The organism is Slackia exigua ATCC 700122, from assembly GCF_000162875.1.
GTDB lineage: Bacteria > Actinomycetota > Coriobacteriia > Coriobacteriales > Eggerthellaceae > Slackia > Slackia exigua.
The window spans coordinates 1,359,701-1,383,177 of record NZ_GG700630.1 but is presented as its reverse complement, the minus strand read 5'-3'; the positions used below and the strand labels follow the sequence as shown (position 1 = coordinate 1,383,177).

General features: G+C 62.0%; 19 protein-coding genes. 15 read left to right on the top strand and 4 right to left on the bottom strand.

The annotated features are described in order from the left end of the window. The first annotated feature begins 17 nt into the window (after positions 1–17). Together HMPREF0762_RS05980 and HMPREF0762_RS05975 are read left to right on the top strand one after the other, a co-directional pair. A complete protein-coding gene (locus HMPREF0762_RS05980; RefSeq protein WP_006362626.1) occupies positions 18–623 on the top strand; it encodes an MptD family putative ECF transporter S component in 606 nt (201 codons plus the stop codon). 21 nt (positions 624–644) lie between these two features. After that, on the top strand, positions 645–4,400 hold the full coding sequence (locus HMPREF0762_RS05975; protein ID WP_006362625.1) for an ABC transporter ATP-binding protein: 3,756 nt from the start codon (positions 645–647) through the stop codon (positions 4,398–4,400). Positions 4,401–4,646: 246 nt separating this feature from the next. On the opposite strand, the gene HMPREF0762_RS05970 is transcribed toward HMPREF0762_RS05975, so the two are convergent. Next, the gene (locus HMPREF0762_RS05970) at positions 4,647–5,072 is read right to left on the bottom strand and encodes a flavodoxin (RefSeq protein ID WP_009076707.1); all 426 of its coding nucleotides are present in this window, start codon (positions 5,070–5,072) and stop codon (positions 4,647–4,649) included. Between the two features lie 449 nt (positions 5,073–5,521). Between HMPREF0762_RS05970 and HMPREF0762_RS05965 the strand changes: the two genes are divergently transcribed. Both HMPREF0762_RS05965 and HMPREF0762_RS05960 read left to right on the top strand, forming a co-directional pair. Further along, positions 5,522–6,643 (top strand): DNA/RNA non-specific endonuclease, encoded by a 1,122-nt coding sequence (locus HMPREF0762_RS05965; protein WP_040619312.1) that lies wholly within the window; start codon positions 5,522–5,524, stop codon positions 6,641–6,643. Positions 6,644–6,715: 72 nt separating this feature from the next. Continuing rightward, positions 6,716–8,038, top strand: coding sequence for a homoserine dehydrogenase (locus HMPREF0762_RS05960; protein WP_006362620.1), 1,323 nt, complete (start codon positions 6,716–6,718; stop codon positions 8,036–8,038). Between the two features lie 47 nt (positions 8,039–8,085). On the opposite strand, the gene HMPREF0762_RS05955 is transcribed toward HMPREF0762_RS05960, so the two are convergent. Together HMPREF0762_RS05955 and HMPREF0762_RS05950 are read right to left on the bottom strand one after the other, a co-directional pair. Continuing rightward, complete coding sequence (locus tag HMPREF0762_RS05955) at positions 8,086–8,643, bottom strand: DUF2812 domain-containing protein (protein ID WP_006362619.1); 558 nt, start codon at positions 8,641–8,643, stop codon at positions 8,086–8,088. A 1-nt stretch (position 8,644) separates the two neighbouring features. Then, complete coding sequence (locus tag HMPREF0762_RS05950; protein ID WP_006362618.1) at positions 8,645–8,968, bottom strand: PadR family transcriptional regulator; 324 nt, start codon at positions 8,966–8,968, stop codon at positions 8,645–8,647. A gap of 300 nt (positions 8,969–9,268) precedes the next feature. On the opposite strand from HMPREF0762_RS05950, the gene HMPREF0762_RS05945 reads away from it, so the two are divergent. From HMPREF0762_RS05945 to HMPREF0762_RS05905, 9 genes are all read left to right on the top strand, one after another. After that, positions 9,269–9,646, top strand: coding sequence for a RidA family protein (locus HMPREF0762_RS05945; RefSeq protein ID WP_006362616.1), 378 nt, complete (start codon positions 9,269–9,271; stop codon positions 9,644–9,646). A gap of 3 nt (positions 9,647–9,649) precedes the next feature. Further along, positions 9,650–10,441, top strand: a complete 792-nt coding sequence (locus tag HMPREF0762_RS05940) for an ABC transporter ATP-binding protein (RefSeq protein ID WP_006362615.1) — start codon at positions 9,650–9,652, stop codon at positions 10,439–10,441. A 153-nt stretch (positions 10,442–10,594) separates the two neighbouring features. After that, positions 10,595–11,806, top strand: coding sequence for a threonine ammonia-lyase (gene ilvA, locus HMPREF0762_RS05935; RefSeq protein WP_006362614.1), 1,212 nt, complete (start codon positions 10,595–10,597; stop codon positions 11,804–11,806). 231 nt (positions 11,807–12,037) lie between these two features. Next, positions 12,038–13,714, top strand: a complete 1,677-nt coding sequence (locus HMPREF0762_RS05930; RefSeq protein WP_115314231.1) for a 2-isopropylmalate synthase — start codon at positions 12,038–12,040, stop codon at positions 13,712–13,714. A 169-nt stretch (positions 13,715–13,883) separates the two neighbouring features. Next, entirely contained in the window at positions 13,884–15,152 is a 1,269-nt protein-coding gene (leuC, locus tag HMPREF0762_RS05925) for a 3-isopropylmalate dehydratase large subunit (RefSeq protein ID WP_006362611.1), read from the top strand. Positions 15,153–15,220: 68 nt separating this feature from the next. Then, positions 15,221–15,730 carry a 3-isopropylmalate dehydratase small subunit gene (leuD, locus tag HMPREF0762_RS05920; protein ID WP_006362610.1) on the top strand — a complete coding sequence of 170 codons (510 nt, stop codon included), beginning with the start codon at positions 15,221–15,223 and terminating at the stop codon, positions 15,728–15,730. A 9-nt stretch (positions 15,731–15,739) separates the two neighbouring features. Continuing rightward, complete coding sequence (gene leuB / locus HMPREF0762_RS05915) at positions 15,740–16,801, top strand: 3-isopropylmalate dehydrogenase (protein ID WP_006362609.1); 1,062 nt, start codon at positions 15,740–15,742, stop codon at positions 16,799–16,801. 18 nt (positions 16,802–16,819) lie between these two features. Beyond that, positions 16,820–17,641 carry an acyl-[acyl-carrier-protein] thioesterase gene (locus tag HMPREF0762_RS05910; RefSeq protein ID WP_006362608.1) on the top strand — a complete coding sequence of 274 codons (822 nt, stop codon included), beginning with the start codon at positions 16,820–16,822 and terminating at the stop codon, positions 17,639–17,641. A gap of 273 nt (positions 17,642–17,914) precedes the next feature. Next, complete coding sequence (locus HMPREF0762_RS05905; protein ID WP_115314286.1) at positions 17,915–18,433, top strand: CarD family transcriptional regulator; 519 nt, start codon at positions 17,915–17,917, stop codon at positions 18,431–18,433. Between the two features lie 142 nt (positions 18,434–18,575). Here HMPREF0762_RS05905 and HMPREF0762_RS05900 read toward each other — a convergent pair whose 3' ends face one another. Continuing rightward, positions 18,576–19,550, bottom strand: coding sequence for a Fic family protein (locus HMPREF0762_RS05900; protein ID WP_248676496.1), 975 nt, complete (start codon positions 19,548–19,550; stop codon positions 18,576–18,578). 843 nt (positions 19,551–20,393) lie between these two features. Here HMPREF0762_RS05900 and HMPREF0762_RS05895 point away from each other — a divergent pair. Together HMPREF0762_RS05895 and HMPREF0762_RS05890 are read left to right on the top strand one after the other, a co-directional pair. Continuing rightward, positions 20,394–22,676, top strand: a complete 2,283-nt coding sequence (locus HMPREF0762_RS05895; protein WP_248676494.1) for a molybdopterin-containing oxidoreductase family protein — start codon at positions 20,394–20,396, stop codon at positions 22,674–22,676. Positions 22,677–22,678: 2 nt separating this feature from the next. Next, entirely contained in the window at positions 22,679–23,224 is a 546-nt protein-coding gene (locus HMPREF0762_RS05890) for a 4Fe-4S dicluster domain-containing protein (RefSeq protein ID WP_006362604.1), read from the top strand. The last annotated feature ends 253 nt before the right edge of the window (positions 23,225–23,477 follow it).

Sequence of the window (23,477 nt, the reverse complement as noted above, 5' to 3'; positions counted from 1 at the left end):
CAGAAAGGACATCGCACATGGAAGCAAACGTTGAAGAGAGGAAGCTCACCTCGAGGGATCTCATAGCGCTCGGCGCCTTCTCGCTGCTCTTCATGATCGTGAGCATGCTCGTCGTCGGCATCACCTCGATAAGCGTCTTCGCCTACTGCGGCTGCTGCGCCATCGCGGCCATCCCCGCGGGCATCATCTGGATCTACATGCACGTGCGCATCCCGCGTGCGGGCACATCGCTCGTCATGGCCGCCGTCTTCGCCATCGTCGTGTTCGCCGTCGGCAGCGGCTGGCCGGTCGCCCTGGGCCTCCTGATCGGAGGCGGCGTCTCCGAATTGGTGCGCGGGGCGGTCGGCCGCAGGCGCTTTTCGGGGATCGCCGTCGGCTACGCGCTGTTCGAGACCTGCTGGGCCGCCGGCATCTTCGTCCCCATGTTCGCGGATCAAGACTACTACCGCGCCCTCATGGGCTCGAACAACATCGATCCGTCCTACATGGAATCGATGCTCTCGCTCGTGACGCCCCAGACGTTCGCCGCCATCGCCGCCGTCACCATCGTCGGGGCGCTCATCGGCGCCTTCCTGGGGCGCGCCGTCTTCAAGAAGCACTTCGAGCGCGCCGGTATCGCATAAAGGCAGAAAGGAGTGAGCCGCATGAAAGCGCAGGATGCCATGCAGGTCGAACCTGCGGCCGGGGTCGCAGGCAAGATCTCGGCCGGATCCGCGGACAGCAAGGGCACGCAGCCCAAACGGCCCGGAGTGTTCGCGCGCTGCATGGCGTTCGCCGGACCGCGCAAGCCCCTCATCGTGCTGTCGATGCTGCTGGCCGCGCTGTCCTCGGCGGCGTCGTTCATACCCTACATCGCCATCTATGCGACGATATCGGCGATCGTGTCCGTCTATCCGGATCTGTCTGCGCTCGACGCGCGCCAGCTCTCGGGCTACGGCATGCTGGCGCTGGCGGGAGTCGTCGCCGATGTGGGATGCTACCTGTGCGCGCTGCTGTGCTCGCATGCGGCTGCGTTCGACACGCAGTACCGCATCAAGATCGGCATCGTCGACCATCTGGGCAAAGTGCCGCTAGGGCACGTCGCCCGGCTGGGAACGGGACGCATCTCCAAGATCATGGACGAGGCGGTCGACGGCATAGAGCAGTTCATCGGGCACTCGATCCCCGATTTGGCCGCCACCGCCGTCGCACCCGTCGTGCTCATCGTGCTGCTCTTCGTGTTCGACTGGCGCTTCGGCGTGGCGACCATCGTCGCGGTCGCCGTTGCCTGCATCGTGCAGTTCTCGTGCTACGCCGACAAGCGCCTCATGAGCCAGATGGGGCGCTACCAGCAGGTCAAGGAGGAAATGGGCAACGCCGCCGTCGAATACGTGCGCGGCATGCGCGTCGTCAAGGCGTTCGGGCAGACCGCACGCTCGTTCAAGAAGCTCGCCGAAGCCGTCAAGGACTACACGGGGCTGGCGCTGGACGTCACGTTCTTCTTCCAGAACTCCATGCCGGGCTTCACCGCGCTGCTCAACAGCGCCTACCTGTTAGTCCTGCCGGTAGGAATCCTGCTCGCCCCCGGCGCGGACGACTGGCCGGCCTTCGTCCTCTCGCTCGTCTTCTACCTGCTGTTCGTGCATTCGATTTCGAGCGTGTTCCAGAAGATCCTCTATGTGAGCGAGGATTCCATGATCGCCGGCGCGAGCATCGGCCGCATCGATTCGGTGCTGAAGCTCGACGAACTTTCCTCCGTCGGCGAAGCGCAAGTCCCGCGCGATGCATCGGTGCAGTTCGAGAACGTGAGCTTCGCGTACGAGGAAAGCGGCCCGCAAGCGCTCGAGAACGTGAGCTTCACCGTGCCCGCCGGAAGCGTGTGCGCGGTCGTCGGGCCGTCCGGTTCGGGCAAGTCGACGCTCGCGAACCTCCTCGCGCGTTTCTGGGACGTCGATCGCGGCTGCATCCGCATAGGCGGCGCCGACGTGCGCTCGATGGGATCCGACGAGCTCATGGAGCAGCTGAGCCTGGTGTTCCAAGACTTCCACCTGTTTCGCGAAAGCATCGCGGACAACATACGCCGCGGCCGCGACGGCGCCACGGATGCCGAGGTGATCGCGGCGGCGCAGGCGGCCCAGGCGCACGATTTCATCGAGCGGCTGCCCTCCGGATACGACACCGTCGTGGGCGCCGCGGGCATCCATCTGTCCGGCGGCGAGGGCCAGCGCATCGCCCTGGCGCGGGCGATCCTTTCGGATGCCCCTGTCGTGGTGCTCGACGAGGCCACCGCATTCGCCGACCCCGAGAACGAGCGGCTCATCCAGAAAGCGTTCGAGAAGCTCATGGACGGCAAGACGGTGCTGATGATCGCGCACCGGCTGTCGACGGTGGTCGGTGCCGACAAGATCGTCGTCATGGACGACGGCAAAGTGGCGGAAGAGGGCACGCACGCCGAGCTGCTCGCTTCAGGCGGCACCTACGCACGGATGTGGGAACGCTACGAGCAGTCGCTCGCTTGGGGCATCGGCTCCGACGGCGGCGCGCGAATCGCTGCGGCGCCGCCTGCCGCAGCCCTCCCGTCCGAAGCGACGGCGCCTGCAGGATCCGCCGTCGCGGCAACCGCATCCGCGGCCGCCGCAAGCGCCGATGGAGACGAGGATGCCCCGGGCAAGAAGCAGCCGTGGCTCAAGCGGCTTCTGAGCCTTTCGGACGAGGGGTGCAGGAGCTTGGCGCGCTCATCGGTCGCCTGCACCCTCACCGACCTATCGCTCATGATCCCGTTCATGTGCACGGTCGCCGCGTTTTCCATCCTCATCGGAACGCTCGCGGGCGAGACGTTCGAGGCTGGGAAGCTATGGGCGGTGTTCGTCTGCGGCATCGCGGGCCTCGTCGTCACCTTCATCGCCGCGAAGAACGACTACAGGAAGACGTACGTCGCCGCCTACACCGAATCGGAAGCGATGCGCCTATCCCTTGCCGAGCATCTGCGCCGGCTGCCCATGAGCTTCTTCAACCGGCGTGGGACCGCCGATGTCGCCGACCGCATCATGAGCGATGTGACCGCGCAGGAAACGATGCTTTCGAGCACGGTGCCGCAGCTCGTGGCCGGATGCATCTCGACGGTCGCGATCTGCGCGCTGCTCGCGTTCTTCAACTGGATGCTTGCGCTCTGCGTGCTCGTGACGCTGCCGATCGCCGCGCTGATCGTCCTTGCCAGCCATCGGCGCGAGAAGCACCTGTTCGAGCGCCAGCAGGATGCGCGCATCGAATCGCTCGCCTGCATCCAGGATTATCTCGAGGGTCTCAAAGACATCCGCGCCTGCCATATGGTCGGCGAAAAGTCGCATGAGATGAACGAGGCGCTCCTATCGCTCAAGCGCATGACCATGAAAGTCGAGCTGGCGGTCGATATATCGGTATCGCTTGCCAACGCGATCCTGCGCTCGGGCGTGGGCATCACGGTGTTCGTCGGCACCGCCCTGCTTGCGGGCGGCAGCGTCGACTTCATGACGCTGCTCATGTTCCTCCTCATCGCCTCGCGCGTGTACGGGCCGATTCTCATGCTGGTCTCCAAGCTGCCCAGCGTGCTGAGCCTTTCGACCAAGACCGCGCGTCTCAGGGCCATCATGGACGAGCCCGAGGCATGCGGCGACGCGGAAGTCCTGGTGAACAGCCATCAGATCGCCTTCGAGGACGTGCGCTTCGCCTACGAGGAAAAGGAAGTGCTTCACGGTGTGAGCTTCATCGCGCGCGAGGGGCAGGTGACGGCGCTTGTCGGGCCGTCCGGCTCGGGCAAGTCGACCTGCGCCCAGCTCGCGGCCCGATTCTGGATTCCCGGCGGGGGACGCGTGACCTGCGGCGGACACGACATAGCGGGTTTCCGCGAGGAATCGTGGCTGTCGCATGTCTCGATGGTGTTCCAGGATGTGCTGCTCTTCGACGATACGGTGGCGGGCAACATCCGCATCGGACGCGAGGACGCGACCGATGACGAGGTGCGCGCCGCGGCGGAAACGGCATGCTGCACCGAGTTCATCGACAGGCTTCCCGACGGCTTCGACACCATGCTGGGCGAAAACGGAGCAGCGCTTTCGGGCGGCGAACGCCAGCGTCTCTCGATTGCCCGCGCCCTGCTCAAGGACGCGCCGGTCATCCTGCTCGACGAGGCCACGGCCTCGCTCGACCCTGAGAGCGAGACGTTGGTCCAGCAGGCCGTGGGGCGCCTGTGCGCCGGCAAGACGGTCATCGTGATCGCCCACCGCATGCGCACGGTGGCAGGGGCCGACCATATCGTGGTGATCGACGACGGCCGCGTTGTCGAGGAAGGGAGCCATGGGCTTTTGCTCGAACGGCAGGGCCTTTATGCCCGGCTGTGGGAGCTGCAGCACGAGAGCGCCGGCTGGAACGTCGAGAGGCGCTAACGCGGTCCGCAAAGGCGCACGAGGCTCCGGCGCAGGCATTCGAGGCGGATGCGAGCCTGGGTGCCTTGGACGAACGACGGAGGTTGCATCGATTCCAGCCATCCGGACTGCGAGTTCCGCATCATGAATGGATCCGTCGGCCATTTGGCTGCTTTCCGTCGGCCGGAACATACGGAAGAGGACCGGACTGCACGTCCGATCCTCTTCCGGGGGGTCGATGCAACCTTGTATAGTCCGGCGAAGCTTCTACCCCTTCGCGATGGCCATGCCGACGCGTGCACATTCGGCAGACGCGTCGTCGTCGGGGTAATCCTTGGCGATGACGGAATCCACGAGGTCGAGACCGGCGGCTTCCGCGCGCTGCTCCCACAGCTCCATCCACTCGCCGTCGTTCCAGTCATACGACCCGAACAGCACGACGCGACGCCCCGAGAGCAGAGGCTCCACCACGTCGTACATGGGGAGGAACTCGCCATCTTCGAGCTCTTCGTCGCCCATGGCCGGGCAGCCGAATGCGAACGCATCGAAATCATCCAGCTGATCGGGACCGAACTGCGAGCATTCGATGACGTCGGCGGTTCCGCCGGCCTCGCGCACGCCTTCGGCGATCAAGTCGGCCATGGCCTCGGTATTGCCGGTTCCGCTCCAATACACGACAGCAACCTTGCTCATTTTCATTTCCTTTCTTATTCGAGTGCGCATGCCCGCACGATTCGCTTCGGCGCCCTCGCCGTCCACGATCGAGCACGTACTTGAATCTCACGTCTCTGAACTGCGCATATGCGGCTTCATGAGACCGCAATCAGCATTCGCATCCAGAAAATGAAGCATGCTCGTGTTAGATTCGGCTAACATATAACCATAGGAACCTGAGGTGTCAACAAGAATTCCCGTGAATGAACGCGAACGGTTTCCTTCCCCAAATCTTGCCTACGTTTAAGCCTCTCTATAAAGAACGGCATGTCCGCATGGACGGAGCCGCCCCGCTCAACCCGTATGCGTATGGGTGCCGGTATGGCGTGTCCGCATGGACGGAGCTGCCCATTGAAGAAGACATCCATGGAAAAGAAGTAAACGCCTATCATAGGCGCAAGGGAATCGAATCTGCGCAAGGGGGAGCGATGAAATCAGCCAGGTTCTGGGAAGGGCTCTTTGCCGCAGTCGTTCTTGCCTCGACCTTGTTCGTAAGTTCGTGCGGATCGGCAGGCGGAGACGGCACCGCATCGAGCGACGCGTCTTCCGATCAAACCATCGAGGCAACCCAGCAAGACTCGCAGGAATCCGATTCCTCATCGCCTTCGGATGCGGCATCGGGAAAATCCGAAGAAGCGTTCCATGCCTTCCAAGCCTCGTCGAACACGGGCATTCCCGACGGCTGGGACGAATGGTCGGAAGATGCCGCGCCGAATTACATATACGAGGTCGGAGCCGCCGTCGTCCGCCACGACGCCGACGCGGGCGAATACCGCTACAGCGACCTGGACAGCCTGGGACGGACCCAAGAAGCCTATGCCGTCATCACGCACCAGGACCGTTCCCATGCGGAAAAACGCGGACGCACGCATATGGACAGCAGCATCAAGCCGAGCGGCTGGGGACATAACGACCGCTTCGGCATATCCCTCCCCAACGGGAAGACCTACCACGGATACCTCTGGAACCGATCGCACCTGATCGCCGACAGTCTCGGCGGTGCGATGCGCGTCGAGAACATGATCACGGGCACGCGCACCCAGAACGTCGGCGCGAACGACGGCGAAGGCGGCATGGGATATTGCGAGACCATCGCGCGCGATTGGCTCGACCGCCATGCGGATGGGGCGCTGTATTACGCGGCCATGCCCCTCTATGTGGGAGACGAGCCCGTGGCACGCGCCGTGCTCGTCGATATGAAGTCGTCGGACGAAACGATCGATTCGGAATACATCGTGTACAACGCCGCCAAGGGATGCGTTATCGACTACGCGACCGGGGAAGCATCCGCTCAGACTGACGAATCTGCAAGCACGGCTGCGGCAGCTTCGGTCGGAGCGGCCGAGGCGGGCGTCGCTGGAGCGAGCGATCCCGAAGCCGATGCCGAGGACGACGACTCCGACGATCCTATCGTCTATATCACCAAATCAGGTAAACGCTACCACGCTTCACCCGATTGTCCGGGTTTGAACAACGCGAACAAGATCATCGAAGTAAGGCAGAGCGAGGCCGAATCGAAGGGCAAAACACCCTGCAAAATAGAATATTAGATGCGAAACCCCTCCCCGTCCGCAAAGCCGCTACACTGCTAGCCATCGGCAGCGACGAACGATAGGAGCGCCATGCGCAGCATCAACATCGGCCTCATCGGCCTGGGAACGGTCGGGGGCGGCGTGGCTCGCCTCATCGCCAAGCATCACGACGACTACGTGAAGAACTACGGGATCGACCTGGTCATCAAGCGCGGATGCGCCCGGCGAATCGAAGAGGCGCGCCGTATCGGCCTGCCTATCGAGCATTTCACCGACGATTGGCGCGACGTCGTATCCGACCCCGACATCGACATCGTGGTCGAGCTCATCGGCGGCGAGCACCCCGCCACCGAGATCTTCGAAGAATCGTTCCGCGCAGGCAAGCACGTCGTGTCCGCCAACAAGGCCCTGATCGGACGTCATACCGCGCAGCTTGCGGAGATCGCGGCGGAACACGGCGTCGCCTTTCGCTGCGAGGCGGCCGCCGCGGGCGGCATTCCCGTCGTCCATGCGCTTGAGCACGAGCTCAACGGCAACGAGATCCTCACCGTCGCCGGTATCATGAACGGCACCACGAACTACATCCTTTCACGCATGAAGCATGAGGGGTCCTCGTTCGACGAGGTGCTGGCTGATGCGCAGGCGCTCGGGTACGCCGAGGCCGATCCCACGGCCGACGTCGACGGCTTCGACGCCGCCTCCAAAATCGCGATTCTCGGATCGATGGGCTTCCGCACGCGCATCACCACCGACGACGTCTATATGCAGGGCATCCGCTCCATCACCGCGACGGATATCGAAATCGCCGAGGAGCTGGGCAAGACCATCAAGCTGCTCGCCATCGCGCGAGCCACCGATACGGGCATCGACGTGCGCATCCACCCGACGATGATTCCCAACGACCATCCCTTGGCCAGCGTCGACGGCGCGATGAACGCCGTCTATGTGGTCGGCGACGGCGTGGGAGAGACGATGTTCTACGGCGCGGGCGCCGGGTCCTTCCCGACGGCAAGCGCCGTGATCGGCGACATCTTCGCGCTTGCAGAGCCGATTTCCCAAGGCCAGAAGCCGCTTGCGGAAAGCCGTCCGTTCGGCCGCGTGCGTCCCATCCGTCCGATGGCGGACCTGCATACGCGCTACTGCATCCGCCTTGTCGTGGAGGATCAGGTCGGAACCCTTTCGGCCATCACGCGCATCTTTTCCGAATCCGGCGTTTCCATCTCGACGATTCGCCAGGTAGCCGGCACGGCCGACGGCGCATGCCAGGTCGTCTTCGTCACGCACCGCGCGCTTGAGGCGGATATGGAAACGGCGCGTGCGGCGCTCGAGGCCGACGATGCGGTGCGCGCCGTCGGGTCGATCATCCGCGTCGAAGACATCGACGCATGGACGAGCGGCGTGTTGGACAATTAGGCACGGCAGCCTGCACGCGGATGGCACGACGGCCTCTTCGCACGCACCTATTCGTGCACCTGCAGATCGCGCTGCGCCTCACGCACGCGCTTGCGGCCCGGCGCGCCGAGCACGGCGTACTCGATGACGGCTGCGACGAGAAGCACGATGCCCGTGCCGACCGCAATGCCCGTGCCGAGCGTGAACGACCCGGTCGTAAGCAGGCTGTTGCAGATGATCGCAATGGCGGTCACCGCCTGGGTGATCGGGATGGCGGTCCATGTCGTTGCGGCCTTCTTCGCCTGATCGAGACGGGATTCCCCATCGCTGTGAAGGTCGAAGGGCGTTCCGTCGTTCTTCTTGCGCAGATACGCGCGGCCGGCATAGGAGGCCACGACTTCGACGCCCATCTCCTCGAGGAACGACAGGTAATCTTCCTGGGCCTTCTTGCCGGTGCCCATGATCTCGACGAGATACTGCCACGAACCGGGCTCGTCGTCGACGAACGCATAGGTTCCGCCGCTATATCCGATGAGCGCCTTTCCCTGCGCGCTCATATCGTTGATCCAGTCCTGTTCCTTCATGGTATCGGCGAACGTTTTCTTGATCATCGTGCTGGCGGCCATCTTAGTTCCCTCCTTGGATCGAGCGGGCATCTCTGACGAGAGCTTCCAGGCGTTTCACCTCGTCCGCGAACGCAAGCCTGCCTTCGTTGGTGATCGCATATTCCTTCCTGCGTCCTGAGCTGCGTTCGTTCAGTTCTGCAATCAGATCTTTCTCGACGAGCGCATTCAGGATTCCGTAGAGCGTCCCCGCGCCGAGGTTCACACGACCCCCCGTCATATCCTTGACCTTCTGCATGATCGCGTACCCATGCATGGGTTCATGCAGGCAGAGGAGCACGTAGAACGTCGATTCAGTGAGCGCTCCCGATGATTCGGCCTTTGCCATGGGCTTCCCTCCCTTTTCTTACGTTTCACGATATATCGTCTATCGTTATATCGTTGTGCATAATATATCGGCTAACGTAATAGTTGTCAAGGAAATGCACGGGCTATTTTGAAAATGAGGAATACCGAAGCCATGAAGGATTCGAAACGGGGAGCTCGAAGCTGAGAAAGGACGACACCGTGCCGAAGGCCCCCGCGTGTCATTCAGATGAAAAAACGGCCGATTCCGTCGGCGGCATCGGATGGAAACATCGCGCCCGTAAGATGGCCTTGTAGGAACAACCTCGGAATCGGAGGCATCATGAAAACCATCGCAACGCCCGGCGCACCCGCGGCCATCGGTCCCTATGCTCAGGGGAATATCGTGAACGGCCTGCTCTTCGCTTCGGGCCAAATCGCGCTCGACCCTGCGACCGGAGCTCTTGTCGGCGCCACCATCGAGGAGCAGACCGCCCAGGTCATGAAGAATATCGGCGCGCTGCTCGCCGCCGCCGGCACCGATTTCGGGCATGTCGTGAAAACGACCTGCTTCCTGAACGACATGGATGACTTCGCCGCCTTCAATGCAGAATACGGCAAGTCCTTCACCGGCGCCCTTCCTGCGCGCTCGGCCGTCGCCGTCGAGAAGCTTCCTAAAGGCGCCCTTGTCGAAGTCGAGGTCATTGCGGAGGTTCGATAGCAGATGGCGGCCGTTCCCCTCTTCGAGATCCATGACGCGACGGTCATGCGCGCCGGCCGCCCCATCCTGCACGTGGACGACTTCTCCCTCGCAGAAGGCGAGCACGTCGCGCTTCTCGGCCCGAACGGCGCGGGGAAGTCGACCTTCGTGCATCTGCTGACGCGCGAAGTGTTTCCCCTGTTCAAGGAGCATCCGCCGGTTCGCTTCCGCGGCCAGGACCGTCCGCTGCTGACCGATCTCAAGGACGCGCTGGGCATCGTGAGCTCCACGATGCATGAGCAGGTGCGCGTGCATCTGCCCGCCATCGATATCGTGTGCGGCGGCCTGTTCGGCACGCTCGGCCTGCCCCGCCACGTGACCTGCACCGAAACGCAGCGCGCCCTCGGCATGGCGCAGCTCGCGAAGCTCGGCGTCGGGCACGTGGCCGACCGGGACATCATGACGCTTTCATCGGGAGAGGCGCGCCGCGTGCTGGTCGCCCGCGAACTCGTCCACGACCCGAGCGTCCTCATCTTCGACGAACCCTGCACCGGGCTCGACCCTCAAGGGATGTACTACCTGCGCGAAACCATGAGCACGCTCGCACGAGAAGGGCGCTCCGTCATCATCGTGACGCACTACCCCGAAGACATCGTGCCCGACGTGAAGCGCGTCGTGCTCATGAAAGACGCGCGCATCTTCGCCGACGGTCCGAAGGAGCGGCTGCTCAGGAGCGAGCCCATGTCCGAGCTCTTCGACGTTCCGCTCGACGTCGACGAGCGGAACGGGTGGTATGCCCTGCGCGGCAGGTTCTAGAGCCTGGACGAAGGCTTTAGAACCCTCCCCCATGCGCAGACGGCGTGAATTCATCCCCCGTACGGCCATATCGAGGCCTGACAGCAAAAAATGAATCGTATACTGGCCAATTACCATCGAAAAGGGGTACGAAGAACGAGGTACGTCGTGGACATGCTCACTCTGAACGCATTCGAAGAGGCTTCCGAGAAGGTCAAGGAAGTCACGCAGGAGACGAAGCTCGTCTACAGCCCGTACTTCAGCGACCGAACCGGCAACAAGGTCTACTTCAAGCCTGAGAACATGCAGCGCACGGGCGCCTACAAGGTACGCGGCGCCTATTACAAGATATCCACCATGACCCCCGAGGAACGCGAGCGAGGCCTGATCACCGCATCGGCCGGCAACCACGCGCAGGGCGTTGCCTACGCCGCGTCGAAATACGGCGTGAAAGCCGTCATCGTCATGCCGGAAACCACCCCGTTCATCAAGGTCGAGCGCACACGCGCGCTCGGAGCCGAAGTGGTGCTGCACGGCAACGTCTTCGACGAGTCGGCAGCCTACGCGACCAAGCTCGCCGAAGAGAACGGCTACACCTTCGTGCATCCGTTCAACGATCCGGCGGTCGCCACGGGCCAAGGCACCATCGCCATGGAAATCGTGCAGGACCTGCCGCTCGTCGATTACATCCTGGTCCCCATCGGAGGCGGCGGGCTGGCTGCGGGCGTCTCCACGCTGGCCAAGCTGCTCAACCCGCATATCAAGGTCATCGGCGTCGAACCCGCAGGCGCGGCCTGCATGAAGGCGTCCTTCGAAGCCGGACATGTGGTCAAGCTGCCTGCCACGAACACCATCGCCGACGGCACCGCGGTGCTCGAACCGGGCGACGAGATCTTCCCCTATGTGCACGAGAACGTCGATGACATCATCACGGTCGACGACGACGAGCTCATCGTCTCCTTCCTCGACATGGTGGAAAACCACAAGATGGTGGTCGAGAATTCCGGCCTGCTCACCGTTGCGGCCCTCAAACATCTGGATATCAGCGGCAAGAAGATCGTCTCCATCCTGTCCGGCGGCAACATGGACGTCATCACGATGGCGTCGGTCGTCCAGCACGGCCTGATCGCCCGCGACCGCGTCTTCACCGTGTCCACGCTGCTGCCCGACCGACCCGGCGAGCTCGTGCGCGTGGCCTCCATCATCGCCGATAACCGCGGCAACGTCATCCGACTCGATCACAACCAGTTCGTCAGCACCAACCGCAATGCGGCGGTGGAGCTTCGCGTCACCATCGAAGCCTTCGGCCCCGAGCACAAACGGCAGATCGTCGATGCGCTCGAAGACGCGGGCTTCCGACCCAAGCTTATTCAGGCGCACCTGTAGGACGGCCTTTCGCCCCTGGCGAAACATCGAACTCGGGTCTGCGCCTTATAAGACTTCGCCGAAGACGGACGATGCATCCCCGCGGCGGCCCCGAGAACCTTCTCGACCCGCATCCGTATGACGGACATGCATCGACGCACCCGGCGCATCGCGCGGAGGCGACCATGCAAGCGCGTGCGTCCCAGGTCATGAACGATCGCGCAAGCGACACGAAGAGAGAAGGTACCTCCTATGTCCGGAATGCCAGCCCACACCAAGTACATGCGCGGATACTTCCTGCCCCCCGAACCCTGCTTCGACTGGGTGCGGAAGGATTCCATCGAACGCGCCCCGAAATGGTGCAGCGTCGACCTGCGCGACGGCAACCAGGCCCTCATCACGCCGATGAGCCTCGATGAGAAGCTGGAGTTCTTCAAGAAGCTGCTGGAAATCGGCTTCAAGGAAATAGAGATCGGCTTCCCTGCGGCCTCCGAAACCGAATACGAGCTGTGCCGCACGCTGATCGAAAACGACATGATCCCCGAAGACGTGACGATTCAGGTGCTGACCCAGGCACGCGAGCACATCATCAAGCGCACCTTCGAAGCGCTCGAGGGCTGCACGACCCCCGTCATCGTGCATGTGTACAATTCCACGAGCGTTGCCCAGCGCGAACAGATCTTCCGCAAGGACAAAGATCAGATCGAGAAGATCGCGACCGATGGCGCGAAGCTGCTCAAAATGCTGACCGACGAAGCGGGCCACGAGAACTACCGGTTCGAGTACAGTCCCGAAAGCTTCACCGGCACCGAGCCTGAATACGCGCTCGAGGTCTGCAACGCCGTCCTCGATGTGTGGCAGCCGACCGCCGAGCGCAAGGCCATCATCAATCTGCCCGCGACCGTCGAGATGAGCTCGCCGCACGTCTACGCGCAGCAGGTCGAATACATGCATAAGCATCTGGCCTTCCGTGAAGGCGTCGAGCTGAGCCTGCATCCGCATAACGACCGCGGCACCGGCGTGGCCTGCGCCGAGCTGGGCGTCCTCGCCGGCGCCGACCGGGTCGAAGGCACGCTGTTCGGCAACGGGGAACGCACCGGCAACGTGGACATCATCGTGCTCGCGATGAATATGTTCTCGCATGGCATAGATCCTGAACTGGACTTCCACGACATGCCGTCCATCGCCGAGATGTATGAGCGCGTCACCCGCATGACCGTCAACCCGCGCCAGCCCTATTCGGGCCAACTCGTCTTCGCCGCCTTCTCGGGAAGCCACCAGGACGCCATCGCCAAGGGCCTCGCCTGGCGCGCGGAGCACGATCCCGAACATTGGACCACGCCGTATCTGCCCATCGACCCGACCGATGTGGGCCGCCGCTACGAAACCGACGTCATCCGCATCAACAGCCAGTCCGGCAAGGGCGGCCTCGGCTATATCCTGGAGCAGAACTTCGGCTACGTGCTGCCCAAGGTCATGCGCGAAGAACTCAGCTACCACACGAAGGACGTGTCCGACCACGAGCATAAGGAGCTCACGCCGGACGAGGTCAACCGCATCTTCCATGACGAATACGTCAACCGCGCGGCCCCGATCGAGCTCATGGACTTCCACTTCGCCCACGCCGATAACAACAAGGCGTTCAAGGCCTTCATCACTGTCAAGGTCGACGGCATCGAGCAGGATGCGATAGGCAACGGCAACGGACGCCTGGATGCCGTCACCGACGCGCTCGCCAAGGTGGGCGTGAAAACCCATGTGGAAACCTATAGCGAACATGCCCTTGAGGCGGGATCGGACAGCCGTGCGGCCGCCTACGTGGGCATCGCGGGCGACGATGGGAAGACCGTCTGGGGATGCGGAGAGCACCACGACATCATCACCGCATCCATCAAGGGCCTGATAAGCGCCATCAACCGCCGCAAGTAGCCACGTCGTCGGAAGGCGGTTGCCCAGACGGGCAGCCGGCGGCGCAGCCGACAGCCTCAATGCCGGCGGACGATTGGAACGCAGGCTTCCGAACGTCGTCCAGCCGTTCGCCTGGGAGCCTACGCCGCAAAGCGCGCCATCCGATGACACGACCAAAAGGGGAACCCTCATGGGAATGACCATGACGCAGAAAATTCTGACCGCGCACGCGGGCCTCGACTCCGTCGTGCCGGGCCAGCTTATAGAGGCCGATATCGACCTCGCGCTCGCCAACGACATCACCGGCCCGGTATCCATCCGCGTGCTGCGCGAGGCGGACTTCGAGCAGGTCTTCGACAAGACCAAGGTCGCGCTTGTCATGGACCATTTTGCGCCCAACAAGGACATCAAGAGCGCCGAGCAGTGCAAGGAGGTGCGCGAATTCGCCCTCAAGCACGGCATCGTCAACTTCTACGACGTGGGCACGATGGGCGTCGAGCATGCGCTCCTGCCTGAGAAGGGGCTTGTGGCCTCGGGCGACGCCATCATCGGCGCCGATAGCCACACCTGCACCTACGGTGCCTTGGGTGCGTTTTCGACCGGCGTCGGGTCGACCGACCTGGCCGCCGGCATCGCCACGGGGCGCGCGTGGTTCCGCGTCCCTTCCGCCCTCAAGTTCAACCTGACCGGCACGCCGGCGCCCTGGGTGTCCGGCAAGGACGTCATCCTGCATATCATCGGCATGATCGGCGTGGACGGCGCGCTGTACCAGAGCATGGAATTCGCCGGCCCGGGCGTGGCGAAGCTATCCATGGACGACCGCTTCAGCATCTGCAACATGGCGATCGAGGCGGGCGCCAAGAACGGCATCTTCCCCGTAGACGACAAGACGCTCGCCTACATGGAAGGCCGCGCGCAGCACGAGCCGCGCATCTTCGCCGCCGACGAAGATGCGGCATACGAGCGCGTCTTCGACATCGACCTGGGCAGCATCCCGCCTACCGTCGCAGCGCCGCACCTGCCCGAGAACACGAAGCCCGTAACCGAGCTGGCCGGCATCCGCGTCGACCAGAGCGTCATCGGCAGCTGCACGAACGGTCGGATCGAAGACATGCGCATCGCCGCCAAGCTCCTGGCGGGCCATACCGTCAGCCCGCACGTGCGCACCATCGTGATGCCCGCGACGCAGCATATCTACCTGCAGTGCATCGAAGAAGGCCTGGCCAAGATATTCATCGAGGCAGGCGCCGTCATCAGCACGCCGACCTGCGGCCCGTGTCTGGGCGGCCACATGGGCATCCTCGCCGCAGGCGAGCGCTCCATCGCCACGACGAACCGCAACTTCGTCGGCCGCATGGGACACGTGACCAGCGAGGTCTACCTGTCGAGCCCGGCCGTCGCGGCGGCATCCGCCATCACGGGCGTTATCACCGACCCTGCCGATATCGAGCTGCTCTGACACCGCCGCCCGCGCCCGGCCGGATGCCGCACCGCATGCGACCGGACGCCGCTTCGAAAGGATGCCCTATGAAGGCACAAGGAACCGTTTTCAAATACGGCGACAACGTGGATACCGACGTCATCATTCCGGCGCGCTACCTCAACATCGCCGATCCGGCAGAGCTCGCGACGCATGCGATGGAGGATATCGACGCCGACTTCGTCAAGAACATGAAGCCGGGCGACATCATCGTCGCCACCAAGAATTTCGGCTGCGGATCGTCGCGCGAGCATGCGCCCCGTGTCATCAAGGACAACGGCGTGGCCTGCGTCATCGCATCGAGCTTCGCGCGCATCTTCTACCGCAACGCCATCAACATCGGCCTTCCGATCCTCGAATGCGCGGAGGCGGCCGAGGCCATCGAGGCCGGCGACGAGGTCGCGGTCGATTTCTCGACCGGCGTCATCGAAGACCTCACCACGGGCGCGACGTTCCAAGCCCTGCCCTTCCCCGAATTCATCCAGAACATCATCGACCACGACGGGCTGTTCAACGCCCTGAAGGCGCGCGCCCAGGCCGACGCCGACGAAGACTAGGAGGCTTCTATGGAATACCGGATCACCGTTCTCAAGGGCGATGGCATCGGACCCGAGATCGTCGACGAGGCGCTCAAGGCGCTCGCTGCGGTCGGCAGGAAGTTCGGGCATGAATTCGTTTGCACCGACGCCCTCATCGGCGGTGCCGCCATCGATGAGACCGGCGTGCCGCTGCCGCAGAAGACCGTCGATGCGTGCCTCGCGTCCGACAGCGTTCTGCTCGGCGCCGTAGGCGGTCCCACGTGGGACGCCCAACCGGCCGACAACCGTCCTGAACGCGGCCTGCTCGGCATCCGCAAGGCCATGGGGCTCTTCGCGAACCTGCGCCCCGCCGTGCTCTACGCGCCCCTGGCCGACGCCTGCCCGCTCAAGCCCGAGCGCATAAAGGACGGCCTTGATCTGGTTGTCTGCCGCGAATTGACCGGCGATGTCTATTTCGGCGCCAAGACGCGCGACGAAGACGGCACGGGACATGACGACATGAACTATTCCGTGGCCGAGGTCGAGCGCATCGCGCATCGCGCCTTCCAGATGGCACGCCAGCGCCGCAACCACGTGACCAGCGTCGATAAGGCGAACGTTCTGGAGACGAGCCGCGTGTGGCGCGAGACGGTCGAACGCGTGGCGCAGGAATACCCCGACGTCGCGGTGGATTATTACTATGTGGACAACGCTGCAATGCAGCTGGTCACGAATCCGAGCCAGTTCGACGTCATCCTGACGGGAAACCTGTTCGGCGACATCCTCTCCGACGAAGCGAGCTGCATCACCGGATCGCTCGGCATGCTTCCGAGCGCATCGCTCGGCGAGACGAGCTGCGGCCTGTACGAGCCCATCCATGGCAGCGCCCCCGATATCGCGGGGCAGAACATCGCCAATCCGATCGCGACCATCCTGTCCGCCGCGATGATGCTCCGTTATAGCTTCGGGCTGGAGGACGAGGCGCACGCCGTCGAAACCGCCGTCGAACGCGTTTTGGAAGCAGGGCATCGAACCGGCGACATCGCGAAGCCGGGCGAGAAGAAGCGCTCCTGCTCCGAAATCGGCGATTTGATCGCTGCCGCCATCTAGGGAAACGAAGCATCGCTCATGACCGGGTCCGAAACCGCACGCATGCGCGCCGTCGAAGATGCCGCCGCGAAGGAGGCGCCTGCGCACCGCGGGCGCTTCTCCCCCTCCCATACGGAAACCTTCCGGATCTTCGACAACGACTGCGACATGAACCATCTCTTGACGCCGCGGGGAGGCATGCGCCTCGCCCAGCAGATGGCGACCGATCACTGCACCTCGGCCGGCATGGATGCCGACTTCTACGAGCGTACGCGCACCGCTTGGGTGGTCGTGCGCTCGGCGTTGGCGTGGGCACGCGTGCCGCATGCGGACGAGGAGCTCACGATCACGACGCGCCCCGAGGCCCATCGGCGCGGCATGTGCAAGCGCATCACCGAATTCCACGATGCGCGCGGCAACGAGATCGGTCTCATGGACGCGCGCTGGGTGCTTGTGAACACCGAGGACCGCAGCATCTATCGGCACCTTCCCGAATCGTACGGGTGGGTTGCGTTCAACGAGAACATCGATCGCGAGCTGCGCGTACGCATCCCCCGCAAGCTTGAGGGAACGTACGTGCGCAGCGTCCATGCAGGATTTTCGTACTGCGACGCGAACGGGCATGTCAACAACACGCGATACGCCGACCTCATATGCGACGCCCTGCCCGATGATGCCATGCGCGACGCCACGCTGAAGTCGCTCGCGATCTCGTTCGAGCACGAGATTCCCTATGGAAGCGATTTCGACCTGACGCGCCTTCGGCTCGAAGACGGATCCTGGTACGTCTCGGGCGATCAGAACGGAGCGCATTGCTTCGAGAGCATCGCGACGCTGGCGCCGTGCACAGCCTATGCATGAAGGCGGATCGCTCGACGAACGACGGAGCGCGGAATACGCCGACGGAACGTTCTCGCGCGTATCGCCTTGCTAAGAATGCGCCGTCATGTTCGGCTCATGCATAACATGAACCGAACAAAAATTTTGTAGTATACCGCTCTATTCCATTGCTTCTATCAAGAATCCTGCTCTTTCATGATTCTTTTTGCCGTACATGATATTCTGGTACAACGTTATGGGCGTTTTACCAGGTGCGCCCTGATTTCAGAAATCGACGTTTTCGGGGGCGATGTCGTGTACAGCGTGAATGACCGGGTCGTGTATGCGAATTACGGCGTGTGCATCGTGACGAAGACGAACGAGCCCCTTTCCTTCGGCGGCGCCGATCGCCGGTATTACGTGCTCGAGGCGACGCGTAAACGCGGCGGCACCGTCTATGTCCCCATGGACCATGAGGATTTCCTGCGCCCCATCCTTTCCCGAAACGCGGTGCTCGACCTCGTCGACCGTTTCCCTCTCATCGAGACGGACGACTTCAAAGACAGCAATTCCCACACCGTGGAAGACCACTTCAAGCAGATGCTGCGTGAGAACGACTGCCTGCAGGCCATGCGCGTGGCCAAGACCATGCGCGAGCGCATCGCCGAACAGGAATCGAAGCGGCATATTCCCTCGTCCATGTACACGCGCCTATACGACCAGGCCGTAGGACTCGTTCTGAGCGAGTTCTCCGCCGCGCTCGACATGCCGGAAGACGAAGTGATGCGGATCATGCACGAAAGCGACCCCGACGCCCTTGCCCGCATGGCGTGAATCTTCCGGACAAGGATGGTCGACCGCGCGTTTTATCGAGCCGAAATCATCGCGATCCCCTGCATGCCCGACGCCTCATAAGGCGACTGGCCGTCCATGAGCCTTGACGACGACCGATGCTGACGCGGCTAAAGACGACGCGTTACGAAGGCTCGTCTGCCATCCAGCCCGCCTCGCCTAAATTGTACAGAGGAATGGAAAACCCCGACCCATCGAATGAAAGCATGTTCCTTCTCATGCGCAGCAGCACGCGTTCGCGCACCTCGAGATATTCCTCGGTCAAACCGCCTTCGACCGTATAGACCTTCGCGTATGCCTCGGGTGCATGCTGGCGAAGCATGTCGTGCACCCGTTCGCGCATGTCGTGTTCAGCCACGAACACCGATGTCGTGCCGGCCGGCATGACTTTCAGAAACCCAGCGTCTCTCAGCTCCGTCAGATCGGCGTAGGCAGACGCATATGCGACGTCGAAATCCTTCTTTACCGATCCATACGTGAACTCTGCGTCGACGTGCAGGATGGCTTCGAGCAAGATCATGCGTTGCCGGCCGTTCATCCACCCGACGTTCGATAAAAGATCCTGCAAGCGCATTCTCCTGAGCAGCATGCGGAAAAGCATTTCCTCCGTGCGCTCAAGATCGCTTCGCATGAATCCCAGAACCTCTTCGAACCAGGGCGTCCAATCATTCAGCCGTCCACGCATCCTTACGGAATCCTCGAACGCCATGCGCGGCATGAAGGGATCGTCGCTCGAGATCGCATCGGCCTTCCACCGCTTCAAAAACTCGACGATCGGCGCATGGCCTGCTATCGGATAGCCGGAAAAGCGCATCGACCATGCGAACAGCAGACGCGCCATGTAGATGTTCCCCACATGAAAAGGGCGCAGCGACAGAATGGCCTGGAACGCGATCAACGCCTTGATGAAAGGTGGATGAGCGTCGTCATCGGACTGCAGAACGACGCTCATGACCTCTTCGAGGACGGCGCGAAGACATCGGTCGTTTCTTTCTTCCACGAACGGAGACTCCGATTGCTCGGTATCCGAATAGAGCTCCTCGTATGAGGAAAGCACCGCGTCAACGTTTAGGTCGACCGGATCCTGAGAAACCATCATTCGTGTGAATTTCCTGATCACCCGCTCACGATCATCCCTCGGCTCGATCCTTCCGAGAAAAAGGTCGAGCACGCGCTTTCGATCAGAATCCCAACCTGTCAGGCGAACGCAGGCGACCACCTCCCCCATGATCCGGGAAATCGCAAGATGACGCCCTTCGGGCATCTCCGCCTCGCGGCTCGCCCACCCATTCCCGACAGCGGCCTGCCCGCAACGCATGAGCCGATTCGCGACGTAACCGTTCAGCACATAGAAATTTCTCGAGTTGTCCACGTCTTCGCCGTCCATGCAGAATGGAAGCCCGAAACCCATTGCATGTTGGATCTCGTCCACGACAGCGCCGGCAACCCTTTCGGCATCATCGCAATCCGAGCCGAGAACGCCGTTTGCAGTCGTTGGGGAACCCGCAATGCCTTCGCTCGTATGGCGAAGCCTTGCCAGCGCACCCCCGATCCGTTGGACCACGGCCCTCCGCTCCTGCGCAGCCTGCCGATCCTTCGCCATCGAACATCACCGCCTTGCCCCCTGAAGCGCCGTCTGATTCTCAATCATAGTTCTTCGAACGGAAACGCCCTATTCCTTTGCTCTCGCCTATCGTTTTCCGATACCGATAAGTCCTGCCTGATCCCCTGCTCATCGTTTCCTGATAGGTCGATGCGGCGGCCCTTGCGCAACCATACGCCAATTCGGACAATTTTCCATATCGAAATCATTTTCGACGAAACAAAGGGGGATGTAATGGATGTTTCGACCAGTATGCCCAAATCAAAGGGGAGCCATACGCGGCGACAGGCACATGGGGTCTCGCGTCGCAATTTCGTGAAAACAGGGGCTGCCGTCGGCATGGCCGCAAGCCTTGCGGGCATGGCCGGCTGCACCTTCGACAAAGGGTCTGACGGCGCAGAATCTCACGAGCAGTCTGTCGATCCTTGGGCAGACTGCGAAGAATTCTTCGCCGCATGCCCGCCCGAATGCCAGCATCACAATCTTCGCGCCCTCGTCAGGAACGGCAAGGTCGTCAAGGTAGACTGCGGCGCCTCGAATGAATCCAAGCCCTGCATGATGGGCATGTCCCGAATCGGGTGGCTGAATTCTCCCGACCGCCTCACCATGCCGCTGCTGCGCGATGGTGAAAAAGGCGAGAACGCATGGAAGGAAATTTCCTGGGATGAAGCCTTCGACCTGATCGCCGAGAAGCTCGAAGACGCCATCGACACGATCGGCAACCAGGCCATCGTCATCGATGGACATGCCGGCAACTTCAATGCGATTCCCGGATCAGCCATGTCCGCCTTCGTCGCGCGGCTCGGCGGAACCATGACCCTCAGCGGGTCCTTGTGCTGCGCCGCGATGAACGAATCGACGAAGGTTTCCTTCGGCAAGCGATTCATGGACCTGCGCAATCAATTCGAAAACGCCGACTACATGCTGGTATGGGGCAATAATCCTGCGGTGACCATGAACGGCTACTTCAGCCGCTTCATGCACGTGATGGACAAGGGCGGAACGATCGTCACCATCGATCCCGTATGCTCCGAAACCGCTGCCAAGTCCACGGAATGGGTTCCTATCAAACCCACCACCGATACCGCGCTCGCCATGGGCATGCTGAAGGTCATCGTCGACGAAGGCTTGACCGATGAGTCGTTCTTGAAAGAACACACCACCTTCCCCGCCCTCGTAGATGCCGACGGCGCTGCGGTCATGGAATCCGACGACGACCCGACGTCCATGATGGTCATCGATTCCAATACCGGCGAGCTTGTGCGTCACGATGCAGAAGGCGTCGATCCGCTTCTTTCGATGAAAGGCACGGAGCATGAGGGACGCTATTCGACTGTCTACGATCTGACCGTCGACGAGCTCCAAGAATGGACCCCGGAGGCCGTCGAGGCCGAGACCTCGGTCCCTGCTGAAAAGGTTGTCGAAATCGCCCGAGCGTACGCTTCGGCGGAACGGGCCATGATCATCCAGAACATGGGCGGTTTCATGCGTATCTCCTATGGAAATTACGCATGCCAGGCCATGAACAATCTCGCGTTGTTCACGGGACACATCGGGCATAAGGGCGACGGGGTCGCCGATGCCGGCGGCATCAACAACATCATCAAGCTTTCCCCGATGTTCGAGAATCCCAAACCGAAAGAAGGACTCCCCACCATCCCGCGCGTCCAGTTCGCACAGCACGTCATGGACGACGATCCGAACCCGGTCAAGGTCTTCATCTCCGCCCGTGAGAGCCCGATGACCCAATTCCCCAATACCGAGCTTGTGAAGCAGGCCCTGCACAAGATTCCCTTCGTCGTCGTCATCGACTCCCTCATGACATCCACGGCGCTCTATGCCGATCTGGTCCTTCCCTGCACCACGGTGTTCGAAACCGAGGATATTCTTCTTAATGGACGCAGCCACCTCATCCAGCTGTCGCAGAAAGCCGTCGAAGCGCCTGGAGAAGCGCATGACGATCTATGGATCTTCACGAAGCTGGCCGAGCGCATGGGCTTCGGCGAGGATTTCCAGCACGACAACGCCTTCTTCATACAGAAAGCCCTGGAAGGCACCGACTATACCTATGAGCAGCTGCAAAAAGAGCACGCCATCGACGCATATCCCGCGGACTTCATTCCCTACGAGGACGGCAACTTCTGCACGAAGACAGGCAAGGCCGAGGTCTATATGTCGAACTGGGTCGCCAAAGGATTCAAGCCCGTCGTCACGTACATGCGCTGCCCGGAAACCGTCGGCGGCTCATCCGGACTCGGAGAGAAATATCCTCTGGCCGCCGTGCAACGAAAACTGAACCGCAGCGTGCATTCCACCTTCGCAAGTCTCACCCGCATCGAAGCGCTTTCACGCGACTACGCATGCGCGATGCTGAACGACGAAGATGCCGCTGCGCGCGGAATCGCCGACGGCGACGCGTGCGTCGTCTATAACGACCGCGGAGAGCATAAGGCTCGGGCTATCGTCACCACGCACGTCATGAAGGGCGTCATTTGCCTTGAAAACGGCTGGTGGGAGCAACAAGGAGGGTCGTCAAGCTATGTCACCAACGACGCGGCGGGGCCCATCGCGACCGAGCACTGCTGCAATGAGACGCTCGTCGAGATTCGAAAGGAGGCATAGCGATGACCCTCGGATTCTTCTTCAACAATGCCCACTGCTATGGATGCAAGACGTGCGCCATGTCGTGCGCAACCACGAACCTGCCGGAATTCGACGACGTATCCATGCGCGAAGTTCGCACGGTCATGACCGACGACACATTGGCGTTCGCGTTCGTCTCGATGGCATGCAACCATTGCGCTGACCCTCAGTGCCTTGCCAACTGTCCCGTAGGCGCATACACGAAGCTTGAAAACGGCATCGTCGTGCAAGACCACGATGCATGCATCGGCTGCCAGACCTGCGTGAAGGCATGCCCGTATGGCGCGCCTCATTACGTCGAGCGTGAACAGAAGGTCCGTAAATGCGACCTCTGCCGCGATCGGCTCGATCGAGGGGAGCTGCCTGCGTGCGTTGAAGCATGCCCGGGAGCGAACCTTGAATACGGCGAAATCGACGGCCTGAAGGCATCCCATCCCGATGCGACCGACAAGATCGCCAATGTCTTGCCCGATCCGAGCACAACGACTCCGAATCTGCTCGTCGCACCTGATCCGAAGCTCGCATAGCAACGTTGCCGCACATCTTACGGAAGCGAAATGCGTTTCGCTTCCGTAAGAAACGTGCATACGGAAGCGAAACATGTCCTGTCGGACGCCTCGCGGGAAATGAGGTGCTGGCGAATCCGCGCGCCATACGTTTGTATCGAACCAAGATTGCATACAGTCGACGCTTGGTCGAAAAACGATGCAGCCCGCACGACGAATCGCATGCATTCGCATCTCGAAAAACGCGCAGACTCGCGCTATCATCGCCGCATCG

Coding starts and splice junctions, on each gene's coding strand:
- HMPREF0762_RS05980 (WP_006362626.1), top strand. CDS start 18: ATGGAAGCAAACGTTGAAGAGAGGAAGCTCACCTCGAGGGATCTCATA.
- HMPREF0762_RS05975 (WP_006362625.1), top strand. CDS start 645: ATGAAAGCGCAGGATGCCATGCAGGTCGAACCTGCGGCCGGGGTCGCA.
- HMPREF0762_RS05970 (WP_009076707.1), bottom strand. CDS start 5,072: ATGAGCAAGGTTGCTGTCGTGTATTGGAGCGGAACCGGCAATACCGAG.
- HMPREF0762_RS05965 (WP_040619312.1), top strand. CDS start 5,522: ATGAAATCAGCCAGGTTCTGGGAAGGGCTCTTTGCCGCAGTCGTTCTT.
- HMPREF0762_RS05960 (WP_006362620.1), top strand. CDS start 6,716: ATGCGCAGCATCAACATCGGCCTCATCGGCCTGGGAACGGTCGGGGGC.
- HMPREF0762_RS05955 (WP_006362619.1), bottom strand. CDS start 8,643: ATGGCCGCCAGCACGATGATCAAGAAAACGTTCGCCGATACCATGAAG.
- HMPREF0762_RS05950 (WP_006362618.1), bottom strand. CDS start 8,968: ATGGCAAAGGCCGAATCATCGGGAGCGCTCACTGAATCGACGTTCTAC.
- HMPREF0762_RS05945 (WP_006362616.1), top strand. CDS start 9,269: ATGAAAACCATCGCAACGCCCGGCGCACCCGCGGCCATCGGTCCCTAT.
- HMPREF0762_RS05940 (WP_006362615.1), top strand. CDS start 9,650: ATGGCGGCCGTTCCCCTCTTCGAGATCCATGACGCGACGGTCATGCGC.
- ilvA (WP_006362614.1), top strand. CDS start 10,595: ATGCTCACTCTGAACGCATTCGAAGAGGCTTCCGAGAAGGTCAAGGAA.
- HMPREF0762_RS05930 (WP_115314231.1), top strand. CDS start 12,038: ATGTCCGGAATGCCAGCCCACACCAAGTACATGCGCGGATACTTCCTG.
- leuC (WP_006362611.1), top strand. CDS start 13,884: ATGGGAATGACCATGACGCAGAAAATTCTGACCGCGCACGCGGGCCTC.
- leuD (WP_006362610.1), top strand. CDS start 15,221: ATGAAGGCACAAGGAACCGTTTTCAAATACGGCGACAACGTGGATACC.
- leuB (WP_006362609.1), top strand. CDS start 15,740: ATGGAATACCGGATCACCGTTCTCAAGGGCGATGGCATCGGACCCGAG.
- HMPREF0762_RS05910 (WP_006362608.1), top strand. CDS start 16,820: ATGACCGGGTCCGAAACCGCACGCATGCGCGCCGTCGAAGATGCCGCC.
- HMPREF0762_RS05900 (WP_248676496.1), bottom strand. CDS start 19,550: ATGATGGTTTCTCAGGATCCGGTCGACCTAAACGTTGACGCGGTGCTT.
- HMPREF0762_RS05895 (WP_248676494.1), top strand. CDS start 20,394: ATGGCCGCAAGCCTTGCGGGCATGGCCGGCTGCACCTTCGACAAAGGG.
- HMPREF0762_RS05890 (WP_006362604.1), top strand. CDS start 22,679: ATGACCCTCGGATTCTTCTTCAACAATGCCCACTGCTATGGATGCAAG.